The sequence below is a fragment of the Silvimonas iriomotensis genome (assembly GCF_014645535.1).
Lineage (GTDB): Bacteria > Pseudomonadota > Gammaproteobacteria > Burkholderiales > Chitinibacteraceae > Silvimonas > Silvimonas iriomotensis.
In genome coordinates, this window is the sequence record NZ_BMLX01000002.1 from 698,326 (window position 1) to 717,395 (window position 19,070).

At 60.1% G+C, this 19,070-nt stretch carries 19 protein-coding genes and 1 CRISPR repeat array (1 of these 20 running past the window's edge); of the genes, 11 read left to right on the forward strand and 8 right to left on the reverse strand.

The features are described 5' to 3' along the window. Positions 1–120: 120 nt before the first annotated feature. From IEX57_RS09680 to queG, 5 genes are all read right to left on the reverse strand, one after another. Entirely contained in the window at positions 121–1,578 is a 1,458-nt protein-coding gene (locus IEX57_RS09680; RefSeq protein WP_229708943.1) for a peptide MFS transporter, read from the reverse strand. Positions 1,579–1,680: 102 nt separating this feature from the next. Beyond that, positions 1,681–2,406 carry a 5-oxoprolinase subunit PxpA gene (pxpA, locus tag IEX57_RS09685; RefSeq protein ID WP_188704138.1) on the reverse strand — a complete coding sequence of 242 codons (726 nt, stop codon included), beginning with the start codon at positions 2,404–2,406 and terminating at the stop codon, positions 1,681–1,683. Beyond that, complete coding sequence (locus IEX57_RS09690) at positions 2,382–3,326, reverse strand: 5-oxoprolinase subunit C family protein (RefSeq protein ID WP_188704139.1); 945 nt, start codon at positions 3,324–3,326, stop codon at positions 2,382–2,384. The genes pxpA and IEX57_RS09690 overlap by 25 nt, the downstream gene beginning before the upstream one ends. Further along, the gene (gene pxpB / locus IEX57_RS09695; protein ID WP_188704140.1) at positions 3,323–3,970 is read right to left on the reverse strand and encodes a 5-oxoprolinase subunit PxpB; all 648 of its coding nucleotides are present in this window, start codon (positions 3,968–3,970) and stop codon (positions 3,323–3,325) included. Before pxpB ends, IEX57_RS09690 begins: the two co-directional genes overlap by 4 nt. Continuing rightward, positions 3,967–5,040 (reverse strand): tRNA epoxyqueuosine(34) reductase QueG, encoded by a 1,074-nt coding sequence (queG, locus tag IEX57_RS09700; protein ID WP_188704141.1) that lies wholly within the window; start codon positions 5,038–5,040, stop codon positions 3,967–3,969. The genes pxpB and queG overlap by 4 nt, the downstream gene beginning before the upstream one ends. Positions 5,041–5,046: 6 nt before the next feature. Between queG and tsaE the strand changes: the two genes are divergently transcribed. Further along, a complete protein-coding gene (gene tsaE, locus IEX57_RS09705) occupies positions 5,047–5,526 on the forward strand; it encodes a tRNA (adenosine(37)-N6)-threonylcarbamoyltransferase complex ATPase subunit type 1 TsaE (RefSeq protein WP_188704142.1) in 480 nt (159 codons plus the stop codon). Then, a complete protein-coding gene (locus IEX57_RS09710; RefSeq protein ID WP_188704143.1) occupies positions 5,496–6,890 on the forward strand; it encodes an N-acetylmuramoyl-L-alanine amidase in 1,395 nt (464 codons plus the stop codon). The genes tsaE and IEX57_RS09710 overlap by 31 nt, the downstream gene beginning before the upstream one ends. Positions 6,891–6,959: 69 nt before the next feature. Here IEX57_RS09710 and IEX57_RS09715 read toward each other — a convergent pair whose 3' ends face one another. Both IEX57_RS09715 and rpsT read right to left on the reverse strand, forming a co-directional pair. Beyond that, on the reverse strand, positions 6,960–8,078 hold the full coding sequence (locus IEX57_RS09715) for a diguanylate cyclase domain-containing protein (protein WP_188704144.1): 1,119 nt from the start codon (positions 8,076–8,078) through the stop codon (positions 6,960–6,962). A 268-nt stretch (positions 8,079–8,346) separates the two neighbouring features. Then, positions 8,347–8,613 carry a 30S ribosomal protein S20 gene (rpsT, locus tag IEX57_RS09720; RefSeq protein WP_184099541.1) on the reverse strand — a complete coding sequence of 89 codons (267 nt, stop codon included), beginning with the start codon at positions 8,611–8,613 and terminating at the stop codon, positions 8,347–8,349. Positions 8,614–8,789: 176 nt separating this feature from the next. Between rpsT and murJ the strand changes: the two genes are divergently transcribed. Continuing rightward, positions 8,790–10,328, forward strand: coding sequence for a murein biosynthesis integral membrane protein MurJ (murJ, locus tag IEX57_RS09725; RefSeq protein WP_188704145.1), 1,539 nt, complete (start codon positions 8,790–8,792; stop codon positions 10,326–10,328). A 71-nt stretch (positions 10,329–10,399) separates the two neighbouring features. Here murJ and IEX57_RS09730 read toward each other — a convergent pair whose 3' ends face one another. Then, a complete protein-coding gene (locus IEX57_RS09730; RefSeq protein WP_188704146.1) occupies positions 10,400–10,768 on the reverse strand; it encodes an Mth938-like domain-containing protein in 369 nt (122 codons plus the stop codon). 136 nt (positions 10,769–10,904) lie between these two features. Here IEX57_RS09730 and IEX57_RS09735 point away from each other — a divergent pair, with 136 nt between their 5' ends. From IEX57_RS09735 to thrC, 8 genes are all read left to right on the forward strand, one after another. Beyond that, positions 10,905–12,434: a sensor domain-containing diguanylate cyclase gene (locus IEX57_RS09735; protein WP_229708944.1), complete on the forward strand. Its 1,530-nt coding sequence runs from the start codon at positions 10,905–10,907 to the stop codon at positions 12,432–12,434. A 106-nt stretch (positions 12,435–12,540) separates the two neighbouring features. Next, positions 12,541–13,035 carry a DUF3291 domain-containing protein gene (locus IEX57_RS09740; protein ID WP_188704147.1) on the forward strand — a complete coding sequence of 165 codons (495 nt, stop codon included), beginning with the start codon at positions 12,541–12,543 and terminating at the stop codon, positions 13,033–13,035. Between the two features lie 176 nt (positions 13,036–13,211). Further along, positions 13,212–14,441, forward strand: a complete 1,230-nt coding sequence (locus tag IEX57_RS09745; protein ID WP_188704148.1) for a pyridoxal phosphate-dependent aminotransferase — start codon at positions 13,212–13,214, stop codon at positions 14,439–14,441. Next, positions 14,441–14,881 (forward strand): GNAT family N-acetyltransferase, encoded by a 441-nt coding sequence (locus IEX57_RS09750; protein WP_188704149.1) that lies wholly within the window; start codon positions 14,441–14,443, stop codon positions 14,879–14,881. The genes IEX57_RS09745 and IEX57_RS09750 overlap by 1 nt, the downstream gene beginning before the upstream one ends. After that, entirely contained in the window at positions 14,878–16,194 is a 1,317-nt protein-coding gene (locus IEX57_RS09755) for a homoserine dehydrogenase (RefSeq protein WP_188704150.1), read from the forward strand. The genes IEX57_RS09750 and IEX57_RS09755 overlap by 4 nt, the downstream gene beginning before the upstream one ends. Next, entirely contained in the window at positions 16,187–16,576 is a 390-nt protein-coding gene (locus tag IEX57_RS09760; RefSeq protein ID WP_188704151.1) for a hypothetical protein, read from the forward strand. The genes IEX57_RS09755 and IEX57_RS09760 overlap by 8 nt, the downstream gene beginning before the upstream one ends. Positions 16,577–16,592: 16 nt before the next feature. After that, entirely contained in the window at positions 16,593–16,886 is a 294-nt protein-coding gene (locus IEX57_RS09765) for an antibiotic biosynthesis monooxygenase family protein (RefSeq protein ID WP_188704152.1), read from the forward strand. Between the two features lie 13 nt (positions 16,887–16,899). Beyond that, positions 16,900–18,309 (forward strand): threonine synthase, encoded by a 1,410-nt coding sequence (gene thrC, locus IEX57_RS09770; RefSeq protein WP_188704153.1) that lies wholly within the window; start codon positions 16,900–16,902, stop codon positions 18,307–18,309. A gap of 207 nt (positions 18,310–18,516) precedes the next feature. Then, a CRISPR array of direct repeats spans positions 18,517–19,070; the repeat unit is 28 nt; unit sequence GTTCACCGCCGTGCAGGCGGTTTAGAAG; it runs 194 nt beyond the window's last position.

A 19,070-nucleotide genomic window follows, 5' to 3' on the forward strand; every position in this document is an offset into this window, starting at 1 on the left:
CTTTGCACAGGCCAAACGGCACGCTTTCTCCGCCAGTCAGACAATTGTGTACCTTGTACACAACACAAAGCCCGCCGGGCAAGCGGGCGGGCCTTGTGTTGACTGCAACGACGCTGGCGATCAGCGCACGCCGTGCATCATTTTTTGCAGCGGCCTGGTCAGCGTCAGCAAGATGGCACCAGCCACAAAGGCCATGGCCACAAACAGCATGAAGAACTCATGCAGGCCGGTGATCTGATAACCCAGGAACACTGGCGTGCGCCCTGCTTCCGGGTAGAAGGTGGCAAGGATACCGGCAAACCAGTTGGCAGCGGCATTGGCAGTAAACCACACGGCCATCATCAGCGAGCCGAACCGCGCCGGCGCCAGCTTGTTGACCAGCGACAAACCAATTGGCGACAGGCACAGTTCACCCAGCGTGTGCATCAGGTACATGGCGGTCAGCCAGATCATGCTGGCCTTGGCGGTGGACGACATGTCCTTCACCCCGAAACCGATAATCAGATAACCCACCGCCAGCAAGATCAGACCCCACGCCATTTTGGTCGGCGAACTTGGTTCTTTGTTGCGACGACCCAGCGCGGACCACAATTGCGCCAGGATCGGCGCAAAGATCAGCACGAACACCGGATTGAGCGACTGGAACCACGATGCCGGCACGGTAAAGCCAAACAACTGACGATTTGTGGCTTCTTCAGCAAAGAACGTCAGCGACACCCCGGCCTGCTCAAACGCCGACCAGAAGAAGATCACGAAGAACGAAATCACACCGATCACGATCATGCGATCAATGTCTTCACGGGTCAGCGGCGCATTGCCCTTGCTGGCAGCACTGGCTGCTGCGGCTTTCGGGGCCAGGCCCACTGGCGCGCCGGTGGGCGACACCAGATAGCGCTTGTGGAAAAAGCCGAACACCACCAAAGAGAGCAACATGCCCACGCCCGCGGCAAAGAAACCCCAGCGGAAATCAGCGGCGTTCCCGGTATCGCCCAGGAAACCACAGATCAGCGGCGCAATGAACGACCCCAGGTTGATCCCCATGTAGAAGATCGTATAGGCCGAGTCTTTGCGGCTGTCGTTCTGGGTGTACAACTGGCCCACCATGGACGAGATATTGGGCTTGAAAAAGCCGTTACCCGCCACGATCAGACCCAGCCCGCAGTAGAACAACATGATGGCGCTGGAAGGCGTCTGCAGCATGCTGCCCGCAGCAAACAAGGTGAACTGGCCAGCGGCCATGAGGGCGCCACCGACAAAGATCGAGCGGCGATTGCCCCACCAGCGATCGGCCACGTAGCCGCCAATCAGCGGCGCAAGATAAACCAGGCCGGTGTACTTGCCGTACAGCGCGGCGGCAAACTGTTTGTCAAAAGCCAGCGCCTGCACCATGAACAGCGCCAGCAGCGCACGGTTGCCATAGTAGGAAAAGCGCTCCCACATCTCGGTGGCAAACAGCAGATACAAGCCGCGTGGATGCGCACGGGATTGCCGTGCGATCAACTGATCTTCGGGGATTTCATCCGGTATCGGTGCCGCGGCACCGGCCGGCATGTCCAACGCGTGTTCTGCACTGCCCATTGGGCTCTCCTTATATGACGTATCAATAAGGATTGTCCGGATTGGGCAAGGCCAGCGCGATCAACTAATGTTGATTACAGATGGTATTATTTACTTTTTGGACTAAAGAACTTCCATCTGGTTATATAGTCCGCGCGCAAACGCCACCGCGTGCGGCGTATCGCCGTGCAGGCACAAGGATTCCACCGGTAGTTTGAGCAGCTTGCCCGAGCGGGCGACCACCTCCCCCGCACGGGCAAAACGCAGGGCCTGTGCGACGGCCGCCGCGTCATCGTCCAGCACGGCGCCGGGCTCGCTGCGCGGCACCAGCGAACCGTCATCGCGGTAGGCGCGATCAACAAATGCTTCTTCGATGACCACTACACCGCGCTCGCGGCAGCGCGCCACCATGCGGCTGCCTGCCAGCGCCATCACGGCCAGATCCGGGCTGATCGCACGCGCGGCATCAATAATGACATCGGCCAGCGCCTCGTCCCGGGCGGCATCGTTGTACAGCATGCCGTGGGGCTTCACATAGGCCAGCGTTACGCCTTCTTCGGCACAGATGCGGTGCAGGGCGCCGATCTGATCGCGCAAGCTGGCCTCCAGGGCTTCTGCCGGGATCTGCAACGTGCGCCGGCCGAAGTGTTCACGGTCGGGGTATGAGGGATGCGCGCCGACGCGCACGCCATGCGCTTGCGCCAGCTGCACGGTGGCGCGCATGGACGTTGCATCGCCCACGTGCCCGCCGCAGGCAATATTGGCCGAACTCACAAACTGCATCAGTTGGGCATCAAACGGATAGCCTTCACCCAGATCCGCGTTCAGGTCGATCTTGAAGCGCGCCATTTCAGTTGAGTCTCCAGTTGCGCCAGCCAGCGCCGTTGTGCCGACAAGGTGTCCAGCGCTTCCCCCAGCGTGACTTCAATAAAACGGATGGCTTCCCCCGGGCGATACTGCCCGATGCGCCAGAGATCAGCGCGGATCACCTGGGCAATTTTGGGGTAGCCGCCGGTGGTCTGGGCGTCGGCCATCAGCAAGATGGGCTGACCGGAAGGCGGCACTTGCACCACGCCCGGATGAACTGCGTGCGAGGTCATCTCCAGCGGTTGTGCCAGCGGCAAGGAGAGCCCGGCCAGGCGCGCGCCCATGCGGTTGGCATCGGGCGTCACCACCCAGGCCTCACTCAGTAACGTTTGATGGGCGGCAATGGTAAACGCAGACCACTCGGTACCCGGCAAAATGCGCAGGAAATCCCCGCGCGGCGGCGGCCGTACCGAGGCATGCGGGGCCGGCCCTTGCGGCTCGCCCAGCGGCAACGCATCGCCCGCCTTGAGTGCACGGCCTTGAAACCCGCCAAAGCCGCCGGCCAGATCGGTCGCCCGTGCGCCCAGCACCAGCGGCACCTCTATACCGCCGCTGACGCACAGAAACATGCGGGCACCGGTCTCGGCAAAGCCCACGCGCAGGGTCTGCCCGGCCTTGACGCTGACGGTGCGCCACTGGCCGATATCCTGTTTATCGAGCGTGACCGGGGCGATGGCACCGGTGACCGCAATGAGGCAATCGGTCTCAAATTGCGCCTTGAAGCCGCCCAGCGTGATTTCAATCACGGCTTGATCAGGCTCGTTGCCCACCAGCAAATTGCCGATCAGCCACGCCGGAATATCCATCACCCCGCTGCGCGGCACGCCCCACTGGGCGCCGTCATAGCGGCCCGCATCCTGGACAGTCGCCAGCGCGCCGGTTTTCAGAATGGCGATGCTCATGCGCGCACCTCGGTCGGCACAAAGCGCAGCGTGTCGCCGGGGGCCAGCAAGGCGGGCGGAATCATGGCCGGGTTGAACAACCGCAGATCGGTATGGCCGATCAGGTTCCAGCCGCCCGGTGACGCGCTGGGGTAGATGCCGGTTTGCGCGCCGCCAATGCCCACGGCACCGGCCGGCACCTTGATCCGGGGCTTGTCCAGCCGCGGCGTGGCCAGTTGCGGGTCCAGCCCGCCCAGGTACGGAAAACCAGGCAAAAAACCGATGCAGAACACCACGTATTGCGCCGCCGCGTGGCGCTCAACCACCTGCGCCGGGCTGATGCCGGCGTGTTCGGCCACCCGCGCCAGATCCGGCCCGGCCTTGCCGCCGTACACCACCGGCACATCATGATGGCGGCTGGCGACCTCCATCCGCTTCTGGCTGCGTTGCCAGGCCAGTTCGATGCCGTGTTCAATCACCGAAGCGTCTTCAATCATCGGGTCAAACCGGACCGTCAGATTGCCCACGCCCAGCACCACCCACCAGGCGGGAAATTGTTGTTGCAGCAGTTTTTGCATGATCCAGAGGCGTCGCTGGTCTTCCAGGGTTGCGGACACACTCAGGACCAGTGCCGTATCGCCCAGCGGCTGGATCACCGGATTCATGCACCATGCCTTTTCAGTGCCCAGGCGACGTGCTCGCGCACGATCTCGCTCGGGTCGTTTTCGCGGGATTTGAGTGCCGCAATGATCTGCGGCGAGGTACTGGCGTTGCCAAGCCCGACGGCCAGGTTGCGCAACCAGCGCTCATGACCGATCCGTAAAATGGCGCTGCCAGCCATCTTGTTCTGGAATGTGGCTTCATCCCAGGCAAACAGGGTAACCAGCTCGACGTCATCAAGCCCGTGCCGCACGTGAAAATCCGCCTCTTTGCTATCCACCGCAAAACGGTTCCACGGACACACCAGCTGACAGTCATCACAGCCGTAAACCCGGTTGCCCAGCATGGGCCGGAATTCTTCTGGAATGCTCCCCTTCAACTCAATGGTAAGGTAGGAGATACAACGCCGCGCATCAACCTTGTAGGGTGCAACAATCGCCTGGGTCGGGCAAACATCGATACAGCGGGTGCAGCGGCCACAGTGTTCATTCTGTTCTGGCGGGTCCGGCGGCAGCGGCAAATCGGTGAATAACTCGCCAATAAAAAAGAATGAGCCATATTCCCGGTTCAGCAACAGCGTGTGTTTGCCACGCCAGCCCAGCCCGGCCTGCTTTGCCAGTTCCACTTCCAGCACCGGCGCAGAGTCAACAAAGACACGGTGGCCAAACTCCCCGACCGCCTGCTGGATGCGGTCGGCCAGCTTTTGCAGGCGGTTGCGCAACACCTTGTGATAATCGCGCCCCAGCGCATAGCGCGAGAGATACGCCTTGTTGTCCGCCGCCAGCACGGCATCAGCATTGGAGGTGCCCGCGGGCAAATACGGCATGAACACGCTGATAACCGAGAGCGTACCCGGCACCAATTCTGCAGGCCGGGCGCGTTTGAGGCCGTGCCGTGCCATATAATCCATCTCGCCGTGAAAACCTGCCTCAAGCCAGGCCAGCAAACCGGGCTCGGCATGCGACAGGTCCGTGCCGGTAATGGCGGCGCGGGCAAAACCCAGCTCTTGCGCCCAGCCTTTGATCTGGCTGGCCAGCGCGGGCAAATCCGGCCCTGACGATTCAATGGAAGACATTTGTTTATGCATGCTGCCGATGATACTAGAAGCGGTTACCTCGCTGACGAGAACGCGACACTGGCGCTGGGCGCGCGCATAGCCAACGCCATGCAACCGGGCATGACCGTGTTTCTTGAGGGCGACCTTGGCGCGGGCAAAACCACACTCACCCGCGGCATCTTGCGCGGCATGGGTTTTGCCGGCCGCGTGAAAAGTCCGACGTACACACTGGTTGAACCTTATGCTGTTTCTAATTTAAACTTGTATCATTTTGATTTATATAGATTTCAAGACCCTATGGAATGGGTGGATGCTGGCTTTCGGGATTACTTCAATCCGCACAGCATTTGCCTGATCGAATGGGCAGACAAGGCAGCAGGCTTGCTGCCAACCGCAGACTGGACTATCCGTCTTACGCCTTTTGAAGACGGAAGAAACATTGAAATTCAAGCACATACGGAGCACGGCAAGGCATGTCTCGCGCAACTCGCCCTCACGCCCTGACCCCAGATTCTGGCCGTCGCAGCGCCCTGCGCGCCGCGGTCTCGACCCTCTTTTTGACTGTTGTTCCTGCCGGTCTTGCCCGTGCCGCCGCGGCGGCCAGCGTGGTGGCAGTGCGCGTCTGGCCCGCCCAGGCGTACACCCGCGTCACCATTGAATCGACCGCGCCGCTCACGTTTAACCAGTTCGTACTCAAAAATCCGGATCGCCTTGTGGTGGATTTGCAAGGGGTGGATCTGGACAGCGAACTGCAAAAACTGGCCGGCAAGGTGGGTAACGACGATCCCTACATCCAGCAATTGCGTGCGGGCCTGAACAAACCGGGCACCGTGCGGCTGGTGCTCGACCTGAAAACCGAGGTGCGCCCGCAGGTGTTTTCGCTGGCGCCGGTGGCCGAGTACAAAAACCGCCTGGTGATCGACCTCTACCCTGCCGTGCAGAAAGACCCGCTGCTGGCGTTCCTGGATAACCAGACCACGCCGGATGGCCTGCTGGACCCGCAGCAACTCAAGCTCGACAAGAACACGAGTGCCGCCAGCCAGCCGCAACAGGCCCCGCAGCAAGCGGCCCAGCCGGATCGCTCGCCTGCAGATGACGTGCTGGCACAAACCGATGGCAAGCCGATCGACCGCAGCAAGCTCAAGGTGGATCGCCTGATCACGGTGGTGCTTGATCCTGGCCATGGCGGTGAAGACCCCGGTGCCACCGGCCCGGCGGGGAATCACGAAAAAGACGTGGTGCTGTCGATTGCCCGCAAACTGAAGGCTCGGCTGGAATCCGACCCCAATATCCGGGTGGTGATGACGCGCGATGCCGACTTTTTCGTGCCGCTGGGTGTGCGCGTGAAAAAAGCGCGCGCGGTGCAGGGTGACCTCTTCATGTCCATCCACGCCGATGCGTTTATCCGGCCGGATGCCAACGGTTCGTCCGTCTTTGTGTTATCTGACAAGGGCGCGACCAGTACTGCAGCCAAATGGCTGGCACAAACCCAGAACGATGCCGACTTGATCGGTGGTGTGAAGATCAGCAACACCCAGGACAAATACCTGGCCCACACGCTGATGGACCTCACCCAGACTGCCACGCTGAACGACAGCATGCGCTTTGGCCGCGCCATGCTGACTGAACTGGGTGGCCTGAACCGGCTGCACAAAGGCGCGGTGGAACAAGCCGGGTTTGCGGTGCTCAAGGCGCCGGATATCCCGTCGATTCTGGTGGAAACGGCGTTTATCTCTAACCCGCAAGAAGAACAGCGCCTGATCAGCGACGACTATCAGGACAAGATGGCCGACACCTTGCACACCGGCATCAAGAAATACTTTGCCAGGAATCCGCCGCTGTCGCGGACCAAGCTGGCCCAGAGCTGACCCGCCCAGTGCGGGCCGCCAACAAAAAAGGCTGCATATGCAGCCTTTTTTGTTGGGTCAAACCACACATCACTGCGGCAGCTGACCGGTATTCCAGCCCAGGCCCAGTTCCTGGTTCGCCAGTTCCAGCAGCGGCGCCAGGTTGGCCAGGATCGCCGGCAGATGCGGCTTGAGCGCGGCGATTTCGGCGGCGTCGCCCTTGTGCAGCAAAGCCAGTGCCTCGGCAATGGATGGCGTAGCGACATGCACCGCCGACGGTTGCGGCACGATCACGGTATTGTGCTCGGTGCGCGCGGCCAGGCGGGCGCTGGCGGCGGTCATCAGCGCATCGGTGGCGTCCGCATCGTCATGCAATGAGTTGGCCACGGCAATACTGGCGGTAACCTGAATCTGCTCGCCACGGAAGTTGATGCGCGCGGTGGCAATGGCCTGCCGCAGACGCTCGCCCAGAATGCGGGATTCCGACAACGTGGTCGAGGCCGACACCACCGCAAATTGCGGGCCGGACACCTGAGCCAGCGTGTCTTCATTACGCAGCTTGCCGGCCAGTTGCTTGCCCAGCAATTGCAGCATCTGGTTGGCGACGCGCTCGCCCAGCTTGGCTTGCACCTGATCAAAGGCGTCGATCTCGATCAGCAGCACGGTGACTTCGCTGCGATGACGGCGGGCATAAGACAGCGATTGCTCCATTTGCAGTTTCAGCAAATGGTTGGTGCCCACGCCATCGGCCACATGGGTCGCGGTGCGGGCCTGTTCTTCGCGCACGGCATCCAGTTCTTTGTGGGTGCGTGCCAGTTCGATATTGGCCGCCACCCGGGCCAGCATTTCGGCGCGGTCGGTCGATTTGGTCACGAAGTCACTGGCGCCGGCATTAACGCAGCGCTGGCGGGTTTCTTCGTCTTCTTCACCAGACACAATGATGATTGGCAGCAGCCGGTATCGCGCTTCGGATTGCGACCGGATGCGGGCCAGCAAACCCAGGCCATCCAGTTCCGGCATGGTCAGATCGGAAATCAGCAAACAGACGGATTCGTCTGCCTGCAAACGCTGCCATCCGGCTTCACCATCGGCTTCTTCGATGATGTCGTAGGCACCGGACAGGTGCTTTTTGATCGTGGCGCGCACAATGCGCGAATCGTCGACAACCAGAACGCGCGGCAGAGGCGACAGTTCATCATTTGCTTGCATATTTTGTAAACAAACCATGTATTTGGTGCGAGAACCCAATCTAGCACAAATGCATGTCGCGCGCCGTTCGTCTCCGCCAGACCATTGGCTACAAGCCCGTCTGTCACTGAAAGGTGTTGCGCCTGCGGCAATTCGGGGCGCATCCTGCCTGACAGTTTGCCGGTGTGCGTTTGTTGACAAGCCACTCGCGACAGCAGTGCAGGCTGCGCGCAGGCAATAAAAAACCCCGCCGGAGCGGGGTTTTTTCTCAGCAAGAAGCCGAAGCAGATCAGGCAGCCATGGCCTTGATTGCAGCGGACAGACGGCTCTTGTGACGAGCTGCCTTGTTCTTGTGGAAGATCTTCTTGTCAGCCAGGCTGTCGATGGTGCTGACAGACTGCTGGAATACTGCTTGAGCAGCAGACTTATCGCCAGCTTCAACGGCCTTCAGCACCTTCTTGATCGCAGTGCGGAATGCCGAACGCTGACTAGCATTGTGTTGGCGGGCTTCTTCAGCCTGACGCGCACGCTTGCGAGCTTGGGCGCTATTTGCCATGTGTTCTGACTCCTGACGGGTTCGGTTACATCCATCCCGAAGCTCGATAGCGACGGGTTGGTTCAATTCGGAAACCGCCGATGATATCGGGTAATTGCGAGCAATGCAACTTCTCTGATCGCTCTACCTTGGATATGATGCGCCATCCTCTCAAGAACAACGCCGAAATCATTTCAATGAATCTGCTGAAATCACTCGCCACGACCAGTTCCATGACGCTGGCCTCGCGGGTTCTGGGCTTCGCGCGGGACGCCATTGTCGCCCGCATGTTTGGCGCCACGCTCGCCACCGACGCGTTCAATGTGGCGTTCAAATTACCCAACCTGTTGCGGCGCATTTTTGCCGAAGGGGCGTTCAGCCAGGCCTTCGTGCCGATTCTGGCCGAGTATAAAAACACCCAGGGCGAAGAAGCCACCCGTATTTTCATCTCTTATATTGCCGGCCTGCTGACGCTGGTGCTGGCGGTGATCACCGTGCTGGGCGTCATTGGCGCCCCGGTGGTGCTGTGGCTCACGGCGCCGGGTTTTGCCAACACGCCAGACAAGTTCAACCTGACCGTGCAGCTCTTGCACATCACGTTTCCGTATATTTTCCTGATCTCGCTGGCCAGCCTGGCTGGCGGCATTCTGAATACCTGGAACCGTTTTTCCGTCCCCGCCTTCGCGCCGACGCTGTTGAATGTCTCGCAGATTTTCTTTGCCACCGTGGTGGCGCCGCACATGGCGCAACCGATTATCGCGCTGGCCTGGGGCGTGATTGTGGGCGGCGTGCTGCAACTGTTGTATCAACTGCCGCATCTGAAAAAGATCGGCATGCTGGTGCTGCCGCGCCTGAATCTGAAAGACGCCGGCGTGTGGCGCGTGCTCAAGCAGATGGGGCCGGCCATTTTCAGTGTGTCGGTCGGCCAGATTTCTTTGCTGATCAACACCATCTTTGCCTCGTGGCTGGTCTCGGGCTCGATCTCTTGGATGTATTACGCTGACCGCCTGATGGAATTCCCGACCGGCGTGCTGGGCGTTGCGCTGGGCACGATTTTGCTGCCTTCGCTGGCCAAGGCGCACGCCAGCAAAAACCCGGAAGAGTATTCAAAGCTGCTCGACTGGGGCTTGCGCCTGTGCCTGATGCTGGCCCTGCCCTCTGCCGTGGCGCTGGCGGTGATTTCCGGCCCGCTGGTCTCGGCGCTGTTCCAGTACGGCCGCTTTGGCGCGCACGACGCCTTGATGACGCAATATGCGCTGATTGCCTATTCAGCCGGGCTGATCGGTCTGATCATGGTCAAGATTCTGGCGCCGGGCTTTTATGCCCGCCAGAACATCAAGACGCCAGTGAAGATTGCCGTCATTACCCTGCTGCTGACGCAGGTCATGAACCTGGCGTTCATCTGGCATCTGAAGCATGCGGGCCTGTCGCTGGCGATTGGTCTGGGCGCCTGCTGCAATGCCTCGCTGCTGTATTACCAGTTGCGCCGGCACGGTATTTTCCACCCGCAACCGGGCTGGAAGGCTTTCTTTGCCAAGCTGCTGATTGCGGTCGTGGTCATGGCCATTGCGCTGTATGGCACGCTGGTGCTGATGCCGGCCTGGGATATCGGCAATATGCCCTCACGCATTGCGCGGCTGGCCGGGCTGGTGGCGGTAGGCCTTGTCGCTTACTTCGGCATGCTGGGTCTGCTGGGTTTCCGCCCGCGCGATTTCTCTCGTAACGCGGTGCACTGATCTGCACTGTGCAGCAACAAAAAAGCCCGGCACTGCGCCGGGCTTTTTTGTTGCTGCAAAGCCTGACTGAATCAGGCACTCAGCACCAGCGCCACCACACGGCGCTCTTCAGCGGTCAGGATATTGAAGGTACGGCACAGCGCGCCGGTGTCCATCACATCCAGCCCGACATGCGCCTGCGCCAGCGCGGCATAAAGGCGCGGATGCGGAAAACGGATGCTTTTGCCGGTACCCAGCAGCACGACTTCCGGCTTGAGTTCCAGCAATTGCTCAAAGTGTCCGGCCTGCAGGTCTTCAAACCGCACGGGCTGCCATTCACGCACTTCAGACGGCGTCACGATCAGGCTGCCGTCGTATTGTTGCTGGTTCACCTTGACGAAGCCTTCGCCATAAGACGTGAACTGGTTCAGGTTATCGACATTGGTGTGATGCAGTTTCATGACAGCAATCCAGATGAGGTAAGCGGCCATTTTACCGGATGCCATCTGATTGCGCCGCCACACTCGCCGTTCATCTGCTTAACCTGAGCCGGGTCATGTGTATATATTGAGAGTCCGGACCATCAGGAGGCAGGGTTTGAACACCAGGTATCAACCCGCACGGGTATCCACGCTGGCCTTTGGCTTTGTGTGCGTTGTATGTCTGCTGCTGGTCATCATGGATATCGCCCTGAGCTGGAACGCCCGCGATCAGCAACTGAAAGAAATGCGGGAGGAAACCACCAACCTGGCGCACGCCGCCGCCCATCATGCCCAGGCCACCTTCAAAGTCACCGATACCGTGCTGTTTGGCATGGTCGAGCGACTGGAGTTTGACGGCACCGGCATCTTGCAAATGCAGCGCCTGCACCGTTTTTTGCAGCAGCAATTGCTGGAACAACCGCATCTGGCCGGCCTGTTTGTGTATGACGAGCAAGGCAACTGGCTGACCAGTTCCCAGGCGCAAGTCAGCTACAACCTCAATAACTCAGACCGCGATTACTTTATCTGGCACCGCACCCACACCGATCGCGGGCCGCATATCGGCAAACCCGTGATCAGCCGTTCCACCGGCCTGTGGATCATTCCGGTCTCGCGCCGCTTCAATCATGACGATGGCAGCTTTGCCGGCGTGGTCCTGGCCTCGGTGCGGCTGGACTACTTTTCCGCGTTCTATAACAGTTTTGATATCGGCAGCGCCGGCGCCATGAGCCTGGTGCTGGACAACGGCACCTTGCTGGTTCGCCGCCCGTTCAACCCGGCCAATATTGGCTCTGACATGCGTAGCTCACTCGTATATCAGGGTTACCGCAACAGCGACGGCAGCGGCTCGCTGATCGTGAAATCCATCTACGATGGCGTCACCCGCCTGAACAGTTTCCAGCAGGTGGAAGGCTGGCCGGTCTTTGTCGCCGCTGCGTTCTCGCGCGATGAAATCCTGGCTGAATGGTGGCGTCACACTTTGTTCCACTCGCTGGGCATTCTGGTGCTGGTGTCGATCCTGGGGCTGGCCGGCACGCATCTGGTACAACAGATCAACCTGCGTGCACGGGCGCAGCAAGACTTGCTCAAGGCACACCGCGCGCTGGAAAACATCAACGCCACCTTGCAGAAAATGGCCGCGCAGGATGGCCTGACCGGCCTGGCCAACCGGCGCCAGTTTGATAGCCGGCTGGCCGAAGAATTCGCCCGCGCCGCACGTGAGCAAACGTCGCTGGCGCTGATCATGATCGATGTCGATTTCTTCAAGCGCTACAACGACTTGTACGGCCACCCGGCGGGCGACGACTGTCTGCGCGCCATCAGCCACGCCATTGATGATCTGGTACACCGCCCCGGCGATCTGGCCGCGCGCTACGGCGGCGAAGAAATGGCCGTGCTCTTGCCCAATACCGATCTGGCCGGCGCCCGCAGCCTGGCAGAGAAATTCTGCGCGGCGGTACGCGCGCTGGACATGATCCACGCCGGCAACCCGGCCAGCTTTGTCACGATCAGCGCCGGCGTGCACGCACTGATCCCGCGGCCGGACCAGCACACGCCTGCGCTGGTACAACCGGCCGATGAAGCGCTGTACCGCGCCAAAGAAAGCGGTCGCAACCGCGTGGAAAGCAGCGCAAGCGATGCCTGAGCCCACGTGCTTCGCCATCGGGCCGGCGCTCTGTCGGCCCGTGCTGCGTTGCGTTAGCCAATTGATTACACTGCCCTTTCCCGTCCCCTGCCATAAGGACAGTGCCATGTCGCAATACCAGCTTGCCCAGCTCAACATCGGTATCGCCAAAGGCCCGATCGACTCGCCGGTCATGGCCGATTTTGTCGCCAACCTGGATCGGATCAACGCGCTGGCGGAGTCTTCGCCCGGTTTTGTCTGGCGGCTGAAGGACGACGCCGGCAATGCCACCGATCTGCGCCCCTACGACCCTGATACGCTGGTCAACATGTCGGTCTGGCAGGATGTCGACGCGTTGCGGCATTACGTCTATCACACCGCCCACACCGAAATCATGAGCCGCCGCCGCGAGTTCTTTGAACGCATGCCAGAGTCATACCTGGTGCTGTGGTGGGTTGAGGCCGGCCATATTCCGACGACCGAAGAGGCCAAAGAACGGCTTGATTGCCTGCGCCGGCACGGCCCGACTGCGTTCGCGTTCACCTTCAAACAAGCCTGGCCCGCACCGGATGCACGCGGCGAAAGCTTTACGGTTTTTGAAGATACCTGCCCGGCCGGCTAAGACACGCTGGCCAGCCAGCACGCAAGGCGATTGCAAACCGTTGATTACGCGGTGCAATCGCCTTTTCATTTCTGGCGATACACACAAGTTGCCAAACCGGTGCAGACGAGCGCCCGCAGCGCTCACTTCTTCGCTATCATACGAGGTTCCCCCGATTTTCTTGCAGGCCACTGTTGATGGAAGCCATTCTCAAGTCGAACAAACTGCTGAACGTTTGCTACGAAATCCGCGGCCCGGTGCCCGAAAAAGCCCGGCAGATGGAAGAAGAAGGCTATCGCATCATCAAACTGAACATTGGCAACCTGGCCCCGTTTGGTTTTGAAGCACCGGATGAAGTGGTTCAGGACGTCATCCGCAACCTGCCCAACTCGGCCGGTTATGTGGATTCCAAAGGCTTGTTCCCGGCCCGCAAGGCCATCATGCATTACACCCAGGAAAAGGGCATTGCAGACGTCACCGTTGATGACATCTACATTGGCAACGGCGCGTCCGAGCTGATCGTGATGTCCATGCAGGGTCTGCTGAACAACGGCGACGAAGTCCTCGTGCCGATGCCCGACTACCCGCTGTGGACCGCTGCCGTGAGTCTGGCCGGCGGCACCCCGCGCCATTATCTGTGTGATGACGCCAACGGCTGGCTGCCGTCGCTGGACGACATCCGCGCCAAGATCACCCCGCGCACGCGCGCCATTGTGGTGATCAACCCGAACAACCCGACCGGCGCGCTGTATCCGGATGATCTGCTCAAAGAGATCGTCGAGATCGCCCGCCAGAACAAGCTGATCATTTACGCCGACGAGATCTACGACAAGGTCTTGTACGACGGCCGCACGCACACCTCGCTGGCTTCGCTGGCCGAAGACGTGCTGTTTGTCACCTTCAATGGTTTGTCCAAGAACTACCGCGCCTGCGGCTATCGCGCCGGCTGGATGGTGGTGTCGGGCAACAAAAAAATCGCCAAAGATTACATTGAAGGGCTGAATATTCTGGCCACCATGCGCTTGTGCGCCAACGTGCCGGCGCAATACGCCATCCAGACGGCGCTGGGCGGCTATCAAAGTATCAACGATCTGGTGAAACCGGGTGGCCGCCTGACGCGTCAGCGCGATCTGGCGTACGACCTGCTCAACAGCATTCCTGGCGTGACCTGCAACAAGCCGCAAGCGGCCTTGTACATGTTCCCGAAACTGGACCCGAAAATGTACCCGGTGCAGGACGACCAGCAGCTGATCCTGGAACTGTTGCAAGAAGAAAAAGTGCTGATGGTGCAAGGCACCGGCTTTAACTGGCCGCAGCCGGATCATTTCCGCATGACCTTCCTGCCTAACCTGGATGACCTGACCGATGCGCTGGGCCGCGTCGAGCGCTTCCTCTCGGGTTATCGCAAACGGCACGGTACGGCATAATGCAGATTCTTGAACTGATTGATGATCACGGCCAGTTTGCCGAGGCCCACTGGTTCGCCAGGGCACAACCAGTTCATGTTCAATTGCGCCCCAACCTGCCGGCAGACTACACCGGCCGGCTTGCGGTCATTGCGCACAACGGCGGTCGCCTGATCGCCGTTACCCAAAACGATCAGGTACTCGGTCTGGCGCTATGGCGCTTGATTGAAAACACCTACGAAGGCCGTCGTCTTTACGTGGACGATCTGGTCACCGATGCCACTGTGCGATCCACAGGCGTTGGAAAGAAGATGCTGGACTGGCTTGAAACAAAGGCACGCGCGCAAGGTTGTGACGTGCTGGCGCTGGATTCCGGCGTGCAGCGTACGCTTGCACATAAATTCTATTTCCGGGAGGGATTGCATATCCCTTCATTCAACTTCAAGAAGGCGCTGAAATGAGAGCGATTCATGTTGGTCTGTGCGGTGTTGGCACCGTTGGCGGTGGCACTGCCGCCGTATTGAAACGCAATGCAGAAGAGATCGCACGCCGCGCCGGGCGTCCGATCAAGATCATCATTGCCGCGAACCGTGATCTGGATCGCGCCCGCGAAATGTGCGGCCCCGATGTCGAAATCGTCAACGATGCACTCAAGGTGGTGAACCACCCTGATGTCGACATCGTGGTCGAACTGATTGGCGGCACCACCATTGCCAAAGAGCTGGTCCTCAAGGCCATTGCCAACGGCAAGCATGTGGTCACCGCCAACAAAAAGCTGATCGCCGAATACGGCAACGAGATTTTCGAGCGCGCCCAGGAAAAAGGCGTGACCGTGGCATTTGAAGCCGCCGTAGCCGGTGGCATTCCGGTGATCAAGGCCCTGCGTGAAGGCCTGACCGCCAACCGTATCGAATGGATTGCCGGCATCATCAACGGCACCAGCAACTTCATCCTGACCGAGATGCGTGACAAGGGTCTGGCGTTTAACGATGTGCTGGCCGAAGCCCAGCGCCTGGGTTACGCCGAAGCCGATCCGACCTTCGACATTGAAGGCCACGACGCCGCCCACAAGCTCACCATCATGAGCGCCATCGCATTCGGGATTCCGGTGCAGTTCGACAAAGCGTACCTGGAAGGCATCAGCAAGCTGGATGCCGCCGATATCAAGTACGCCGGCGAACTGGGTTACCGCATCAAACTCCTGGGCGTGACCCGCCGCCGCGAAAACGGTATTGAACTGCGCGTGGCCCCGACGCTGATCCCGCACAAGCGCCTGATCGCCAATGTTGATGGCGTCATGAACGCCGTGCTGGTGAAGGGCGACGCCGTGGGCGCGACCATGTATTACGGTGCCGGTGCCGGCGCCGAGCCGACCGCCTCTGCCGTGATTGCAGACCTGGTGGACGTAACCCGCCTGGCCACCGCCGACCCGGAAAACCGCGTACCGCATCTGGCGTTCCAGCCCAGCGCCCTGGCCAATCTGCCGATCCTGCCGATCGACGAAGTGGAAACGTGTTACTACCTGCGCATGGACGCTGAAGACCGTCCGGGCGTGCTGGCCGACGTCTCGCGCATCCTCGCCGATGCCAACATTTCGGTTGAATCCATGATGCAAAAGCCGGCGGACGAGCAGAAGGACAACCGTGCCGACATCATCATCCTGACCCACCAGGCCGTGGAGAAGAATGTGAATGGCGCGCTGGAAAAGATCGAAGCGCTCTCCAGCATTACCGGCAAGGTGGTCAAACTGCGTCTGGAACATCTGAATGGCTAAGGCTCTGGCGAGCTGGCTGGTTCTGGCAACGTTGCTCAGCGCAGCGTTGCCGGCCGGCGCGGCGCAAGTGACCAGCGTGCGCGGCACCAATATCTCGGTGATGCGCGCGCAGGCCATCAGCGCCTGCAAACGCCAGAACCTGCCGCAAAACGTCGCGGACCAGCTCGCCAAACTGCAGATCCCGTTTGACCAGAATGCGTTTTGTGGCTGCGTGGGCCAGCGCCTGATGCATGACGCCCGTATCAACGGGCTGATCGCCGGCAAGGAACCCATACTGGCTGATGATGCACTGGAACGCGTGCTCAAGGGCAAAGCGGCGGCGGCCGGGTTTAGTTGCCTGGGCGAAGAGATCGACAAGCTGGTCGATCAGCCCGCGCCATAACACCCGGAAGCACGCCATGATTCTGGAAATTGCCCATCTCGATGTCAAACCGGCCCTGACTGCCGAGTTCGAGGTCGCATTCGGGCAAGCCCAGGCCATCATCGCCAGCATGCCCGGTTATATCAGCCACGAACTGCAACGCTGTCTTGAACGCCCGCAGCATTACGCGCTACTGGTGCGCTGGCAAACACTGGAAGACCACACCAAGGGCTTCCGGAGTTCTGCGCAATACCAGCAATGGAAAGCGTTACTGCATCACTTTTATGATCCGTTCCCGACGGTGGAACATTACGCGCACATCGCGCCCTGAACAGGCTTCGATCATGCAATACATCTCCACACGCGGCGGCATGTCGCCCAAGAAATTCTCTGAAATCCTGCTGGGCGGCCTCGCGCCGGACGGCGGCCTGGTGGTGCCGGACCAATACCCCACCCTGTCCGCCGATGACCTCAAGGCACTGGCAGGCAAGTCTTATACCGATCTGGCCTTCGCCATCATCAGCCGTTTTGTTGACGATATCCCGGCGGCAGACCTCAAAGCCCTGATCGACAAGACCTACACCAAAGCCGCCTTCGGCACGGATGAAATCACCCCGCTGACGCGCCTGGAAGACGACCTCTTCATCCAGCAACTGTCCAACGGCCCGACCCTTGCCTTCAAGGACATGGCCATGCAGCTTTTGGGCAATCTGTTTGAATACGTGCTTAACCGCGCCGGCGAGGAAATCAACATTGTCGGCGCCACCAGCGGCGACACCGGCAGCGCGGCAGAATACGCCATGCGTGGCAAGAAAGGCGTGCGCGTGTTCATGCTCTCGCCCTACGGCAAGATGAGCCCCTTCCAGCGCGCGCAGATGTTCACGCTGCAAGACGAGAACATCTTCAATATCTCGGTCAACAACATGTTCGACGCTTGCCAGGACATGGTCAAAGCCGTCAACAACGACGCCGCGTTCAAGGCCAGGTACAAGATCGGCGCCGTGAACTCGATCAACTGGGGCCGCGTGGTTGCCCAGGTGGTGTACTACTTCAAGGGCTACTTTGCCGTCGCCAAAGAAGTGGGCGAACCGGTGGACTTCTGCGTACCGTCGGGCAACTTCGGCAATATCTGCGCCGCCCACGTGGCACGCCAGATGGGCCTGCCGATCCGCAACCTCGTCGTCGCCACCAACGAAAACGACGTGCTGGACGAGTTCTTCAAGACTGGCGGCTATCACCCGCGCGGCCTGGATCAGACTTACGAGACCTCCAGCCCGTCCATGGACATCACCAAGGCATCCAACCTGGAACGCTTTGTGTTCGACCTGACCGGCCGTGACGGCGCAAAGCTGGCCGCGCTGTGGCACACCGTGGAAAAAGCCAAAGGCTTTGACCTCTCTGCCGAGGACTTTGCCCGCATGCGGGGCGAATACGGTTTCCGTTCGGATCGCAGCACCCACGCCGACCGCATCAACAGCATCCGTGAAGTCTTCAACAAATACGGCGTGCAGATCGACCCGCACACTGCCGACGGCTACCACGCCGCCAAGGCGCACCGTCAGGCCGGCGTGAAAATGGTCATCATGGAAACCGCCCTGCCCGCCAAGTTTGAAGCCACCATGCAAGAAGCACTGGGCAGCAAACCCGCCATGCCCGCCGCCGTAGCCGACCTGGAAAAGCTGCCGCAACGCTTTGACGTGATGGACGCCGACGTGCAGACGCTGAAAGACTACGTGGCTGCCCGCGCCGGTTGATCCATAACGCGACACACCCATAAAAATGGCCCGTCTTTTCGGGCCATTTTTATTGCCCCCTACCCCTTCATTTTGACTTCGTTTTTAAAGATAAAATAAAAATCATTTAAAAACAGTGCCTTACGCCTCCACCCCAAAAATGAACCCAACTTGCATGAAATCAGGGCAAATACCTGATCTGGCAGGATATATTGGTCACGCTTTTCAGTTCACCGCCGTGCAGGCGGTTTAGAAGCGTCCGCACACCCAGGTAAGCCGCGCCAAGGTGTTCACCGCCGTGCAGGCGGTTTAGAAGAATGGCTGGAAATCGCCGCAGCTCTTGGGCCAGTTCACCGCCGTGCAGGCGGTTTAGAAGACACTTTGGCGCCAGTCGGGCGCACGTCCAGGGTTCACCGCCGTGCAGGCGGTTTAGAAGAAGAAGAGTTTTCGCGCCGGCGGCGCTGCCGTGTTCACCGCCGTGCAGGCGGTTTAGAAGGCGCTGATGCTGGACCGGCTGCGGGAAGAGACGTTCACCGCCGTGCAGGCGGTTTAGAAGAGATCGACCAGCTGGCCACCGCTGCCCAGGCAGTTCACCGCCGTGCAGGCGGTTTAGAAGAGCGCCCGATCTAGGCGGCGCTGGCCAAACTTGTTCACCGCCGTGCAGGTGGTTTAGAAGCGGTGGACAATCAAGAAAACCTGGCGCTGGGCGTTCACCGCCGTGCAGGCGGTTTAGAAGACCATGGCTTCACCGACCGCAGCGGCGTTTTCGTTCACCGCCGTGC

Excerpts from the sequence above, each read along its gene's own strand:
- pxpB (WP_188704140.1), bottom strand. The coding sequence starts at position 3,970 with ATGAATCCGGTGATCCAGCCGCTGGGCGATACGGCACTGGTCCTGAGT.
- IEX57_RS09755 (WP_188704150.1), top strand. The coding sequence starts at position 14,878 with ATGAGAGCGATTCATGTTGGTCTGTGCGGTGTTGGCACCGTTGGCGGT.
- IEX57_RS09680 (WP_229708943.1), bottom strand. The coding sequence starts at position 1,578 with ATGGGCAGTGCAGAACACGCGTTGGACATGCCGGCCGGTGCCGCGGCA.
- IEX57_RS09745 (WP_188704148.1), top strand. The coding sequence starts at position 13,212 with ATGGAAGCCATTCTCAAGTCGAACAAACTGCTGAACGTTTGCTACGAA.
- tsaE (WP_188704142.1), top strand. The coding sequence starts at position 5,047 with ATGCATGCTGCCGATGATACTAGAAGCGGTTACCTCGCTGACGAGAAC.
- murJ (WP_188704145.1), top strand. The coding sequence starts at position 8,790 with ATGAATCTGCTGAAATCACTCGCCACGACCAGTTCCATGACGCTGGCC.
- queG (WP_188704141.1), bottom strand. The coding sequence starts at position 5,040 with ATGTCTTCCATTGAATCGTCAGGGCCGGATTTGCCCGCGCTGGCCAGC.
- IEX57_RS09730 (WP_188704146.1), bottom strand. The coding sequence starts at position 10,768 with ATGAAACTGCATCACACCAATGTCGATAACCTGAACCAGTTCACGTCT.
- IEX57_RS09740 (WP_188704147.1), top strand. The coding sequence starts at position 12,541 with ATGTCGCAATACCAGCTTGCCCAGCTCAACATCGGTATCGCCAAAGGC.
- IEX57_RS09750 (WP_188704149.1), top strand. The coding sequence starts at position 14,441 with ATGCAGATTCTTGAACTGATTGATGATCACGGCCAGTTTGCCGAGGCC.
- IEX57_RS09710 (WP_188704143.1), top strand. The coding sequence starts at position 5,496 with ATGTCTCGCGCAACTCGCCCTCACGCCCTGACCCCAGATTCTGGCCGT.
- IEX57_RS09715 (WP_188704144.1), bottom strand. The coding sequence starts at position 8,078 with ATGCAAGCAAATGATGAACTGTCGCCTCTGCCGCGCGTTCTGGTTGTC.
- rpsT (WP_184099541.1), bottom strand. The coding sequence starts at position 8,613 with ATGGCAAATAGCGCCCAAGCTCGCAAGCGTGCGCGTCAGGCTGAAGAA.
- IEX57_RS09765 (WP_188704152.1), top strand. The coding sequence starts at position 16,593 with ATGATTCTGGAAATTGCCCATCTCGATGTCAAACCGGCCCTGACTGCC.
- thrC (WP_188704153.1), top strand. The coding sequence starts at position 16,900 with ATGCAATACATCTCCACACGCGGCGGCATGTCGCCCAAGAAATTCTCT.
- IEX57_RS09760 (WP_188704151.1), top strand. The coding sequence starts at position 16,187 with ATGGCTAAGGCTCTGGCGAGCTGGCTGGTTCTGGCAACGTTGCTCAGC.
- IEX57_RS09690 (WP_188704139.1), bottom strand. The coding sequence starts at position 3,326 with ATGAGCATCGCCATTCTGAAAACCGGCGCGCTGGCGACTGTCCAGGAT.
- pxpA (WP_188704138.1), bottom strand. The coding sequence starts at position 2,406 with ATGGCGCGCTTCAAGATCGACCTGAACGCGGATCTGGGTGAAGGCTAT.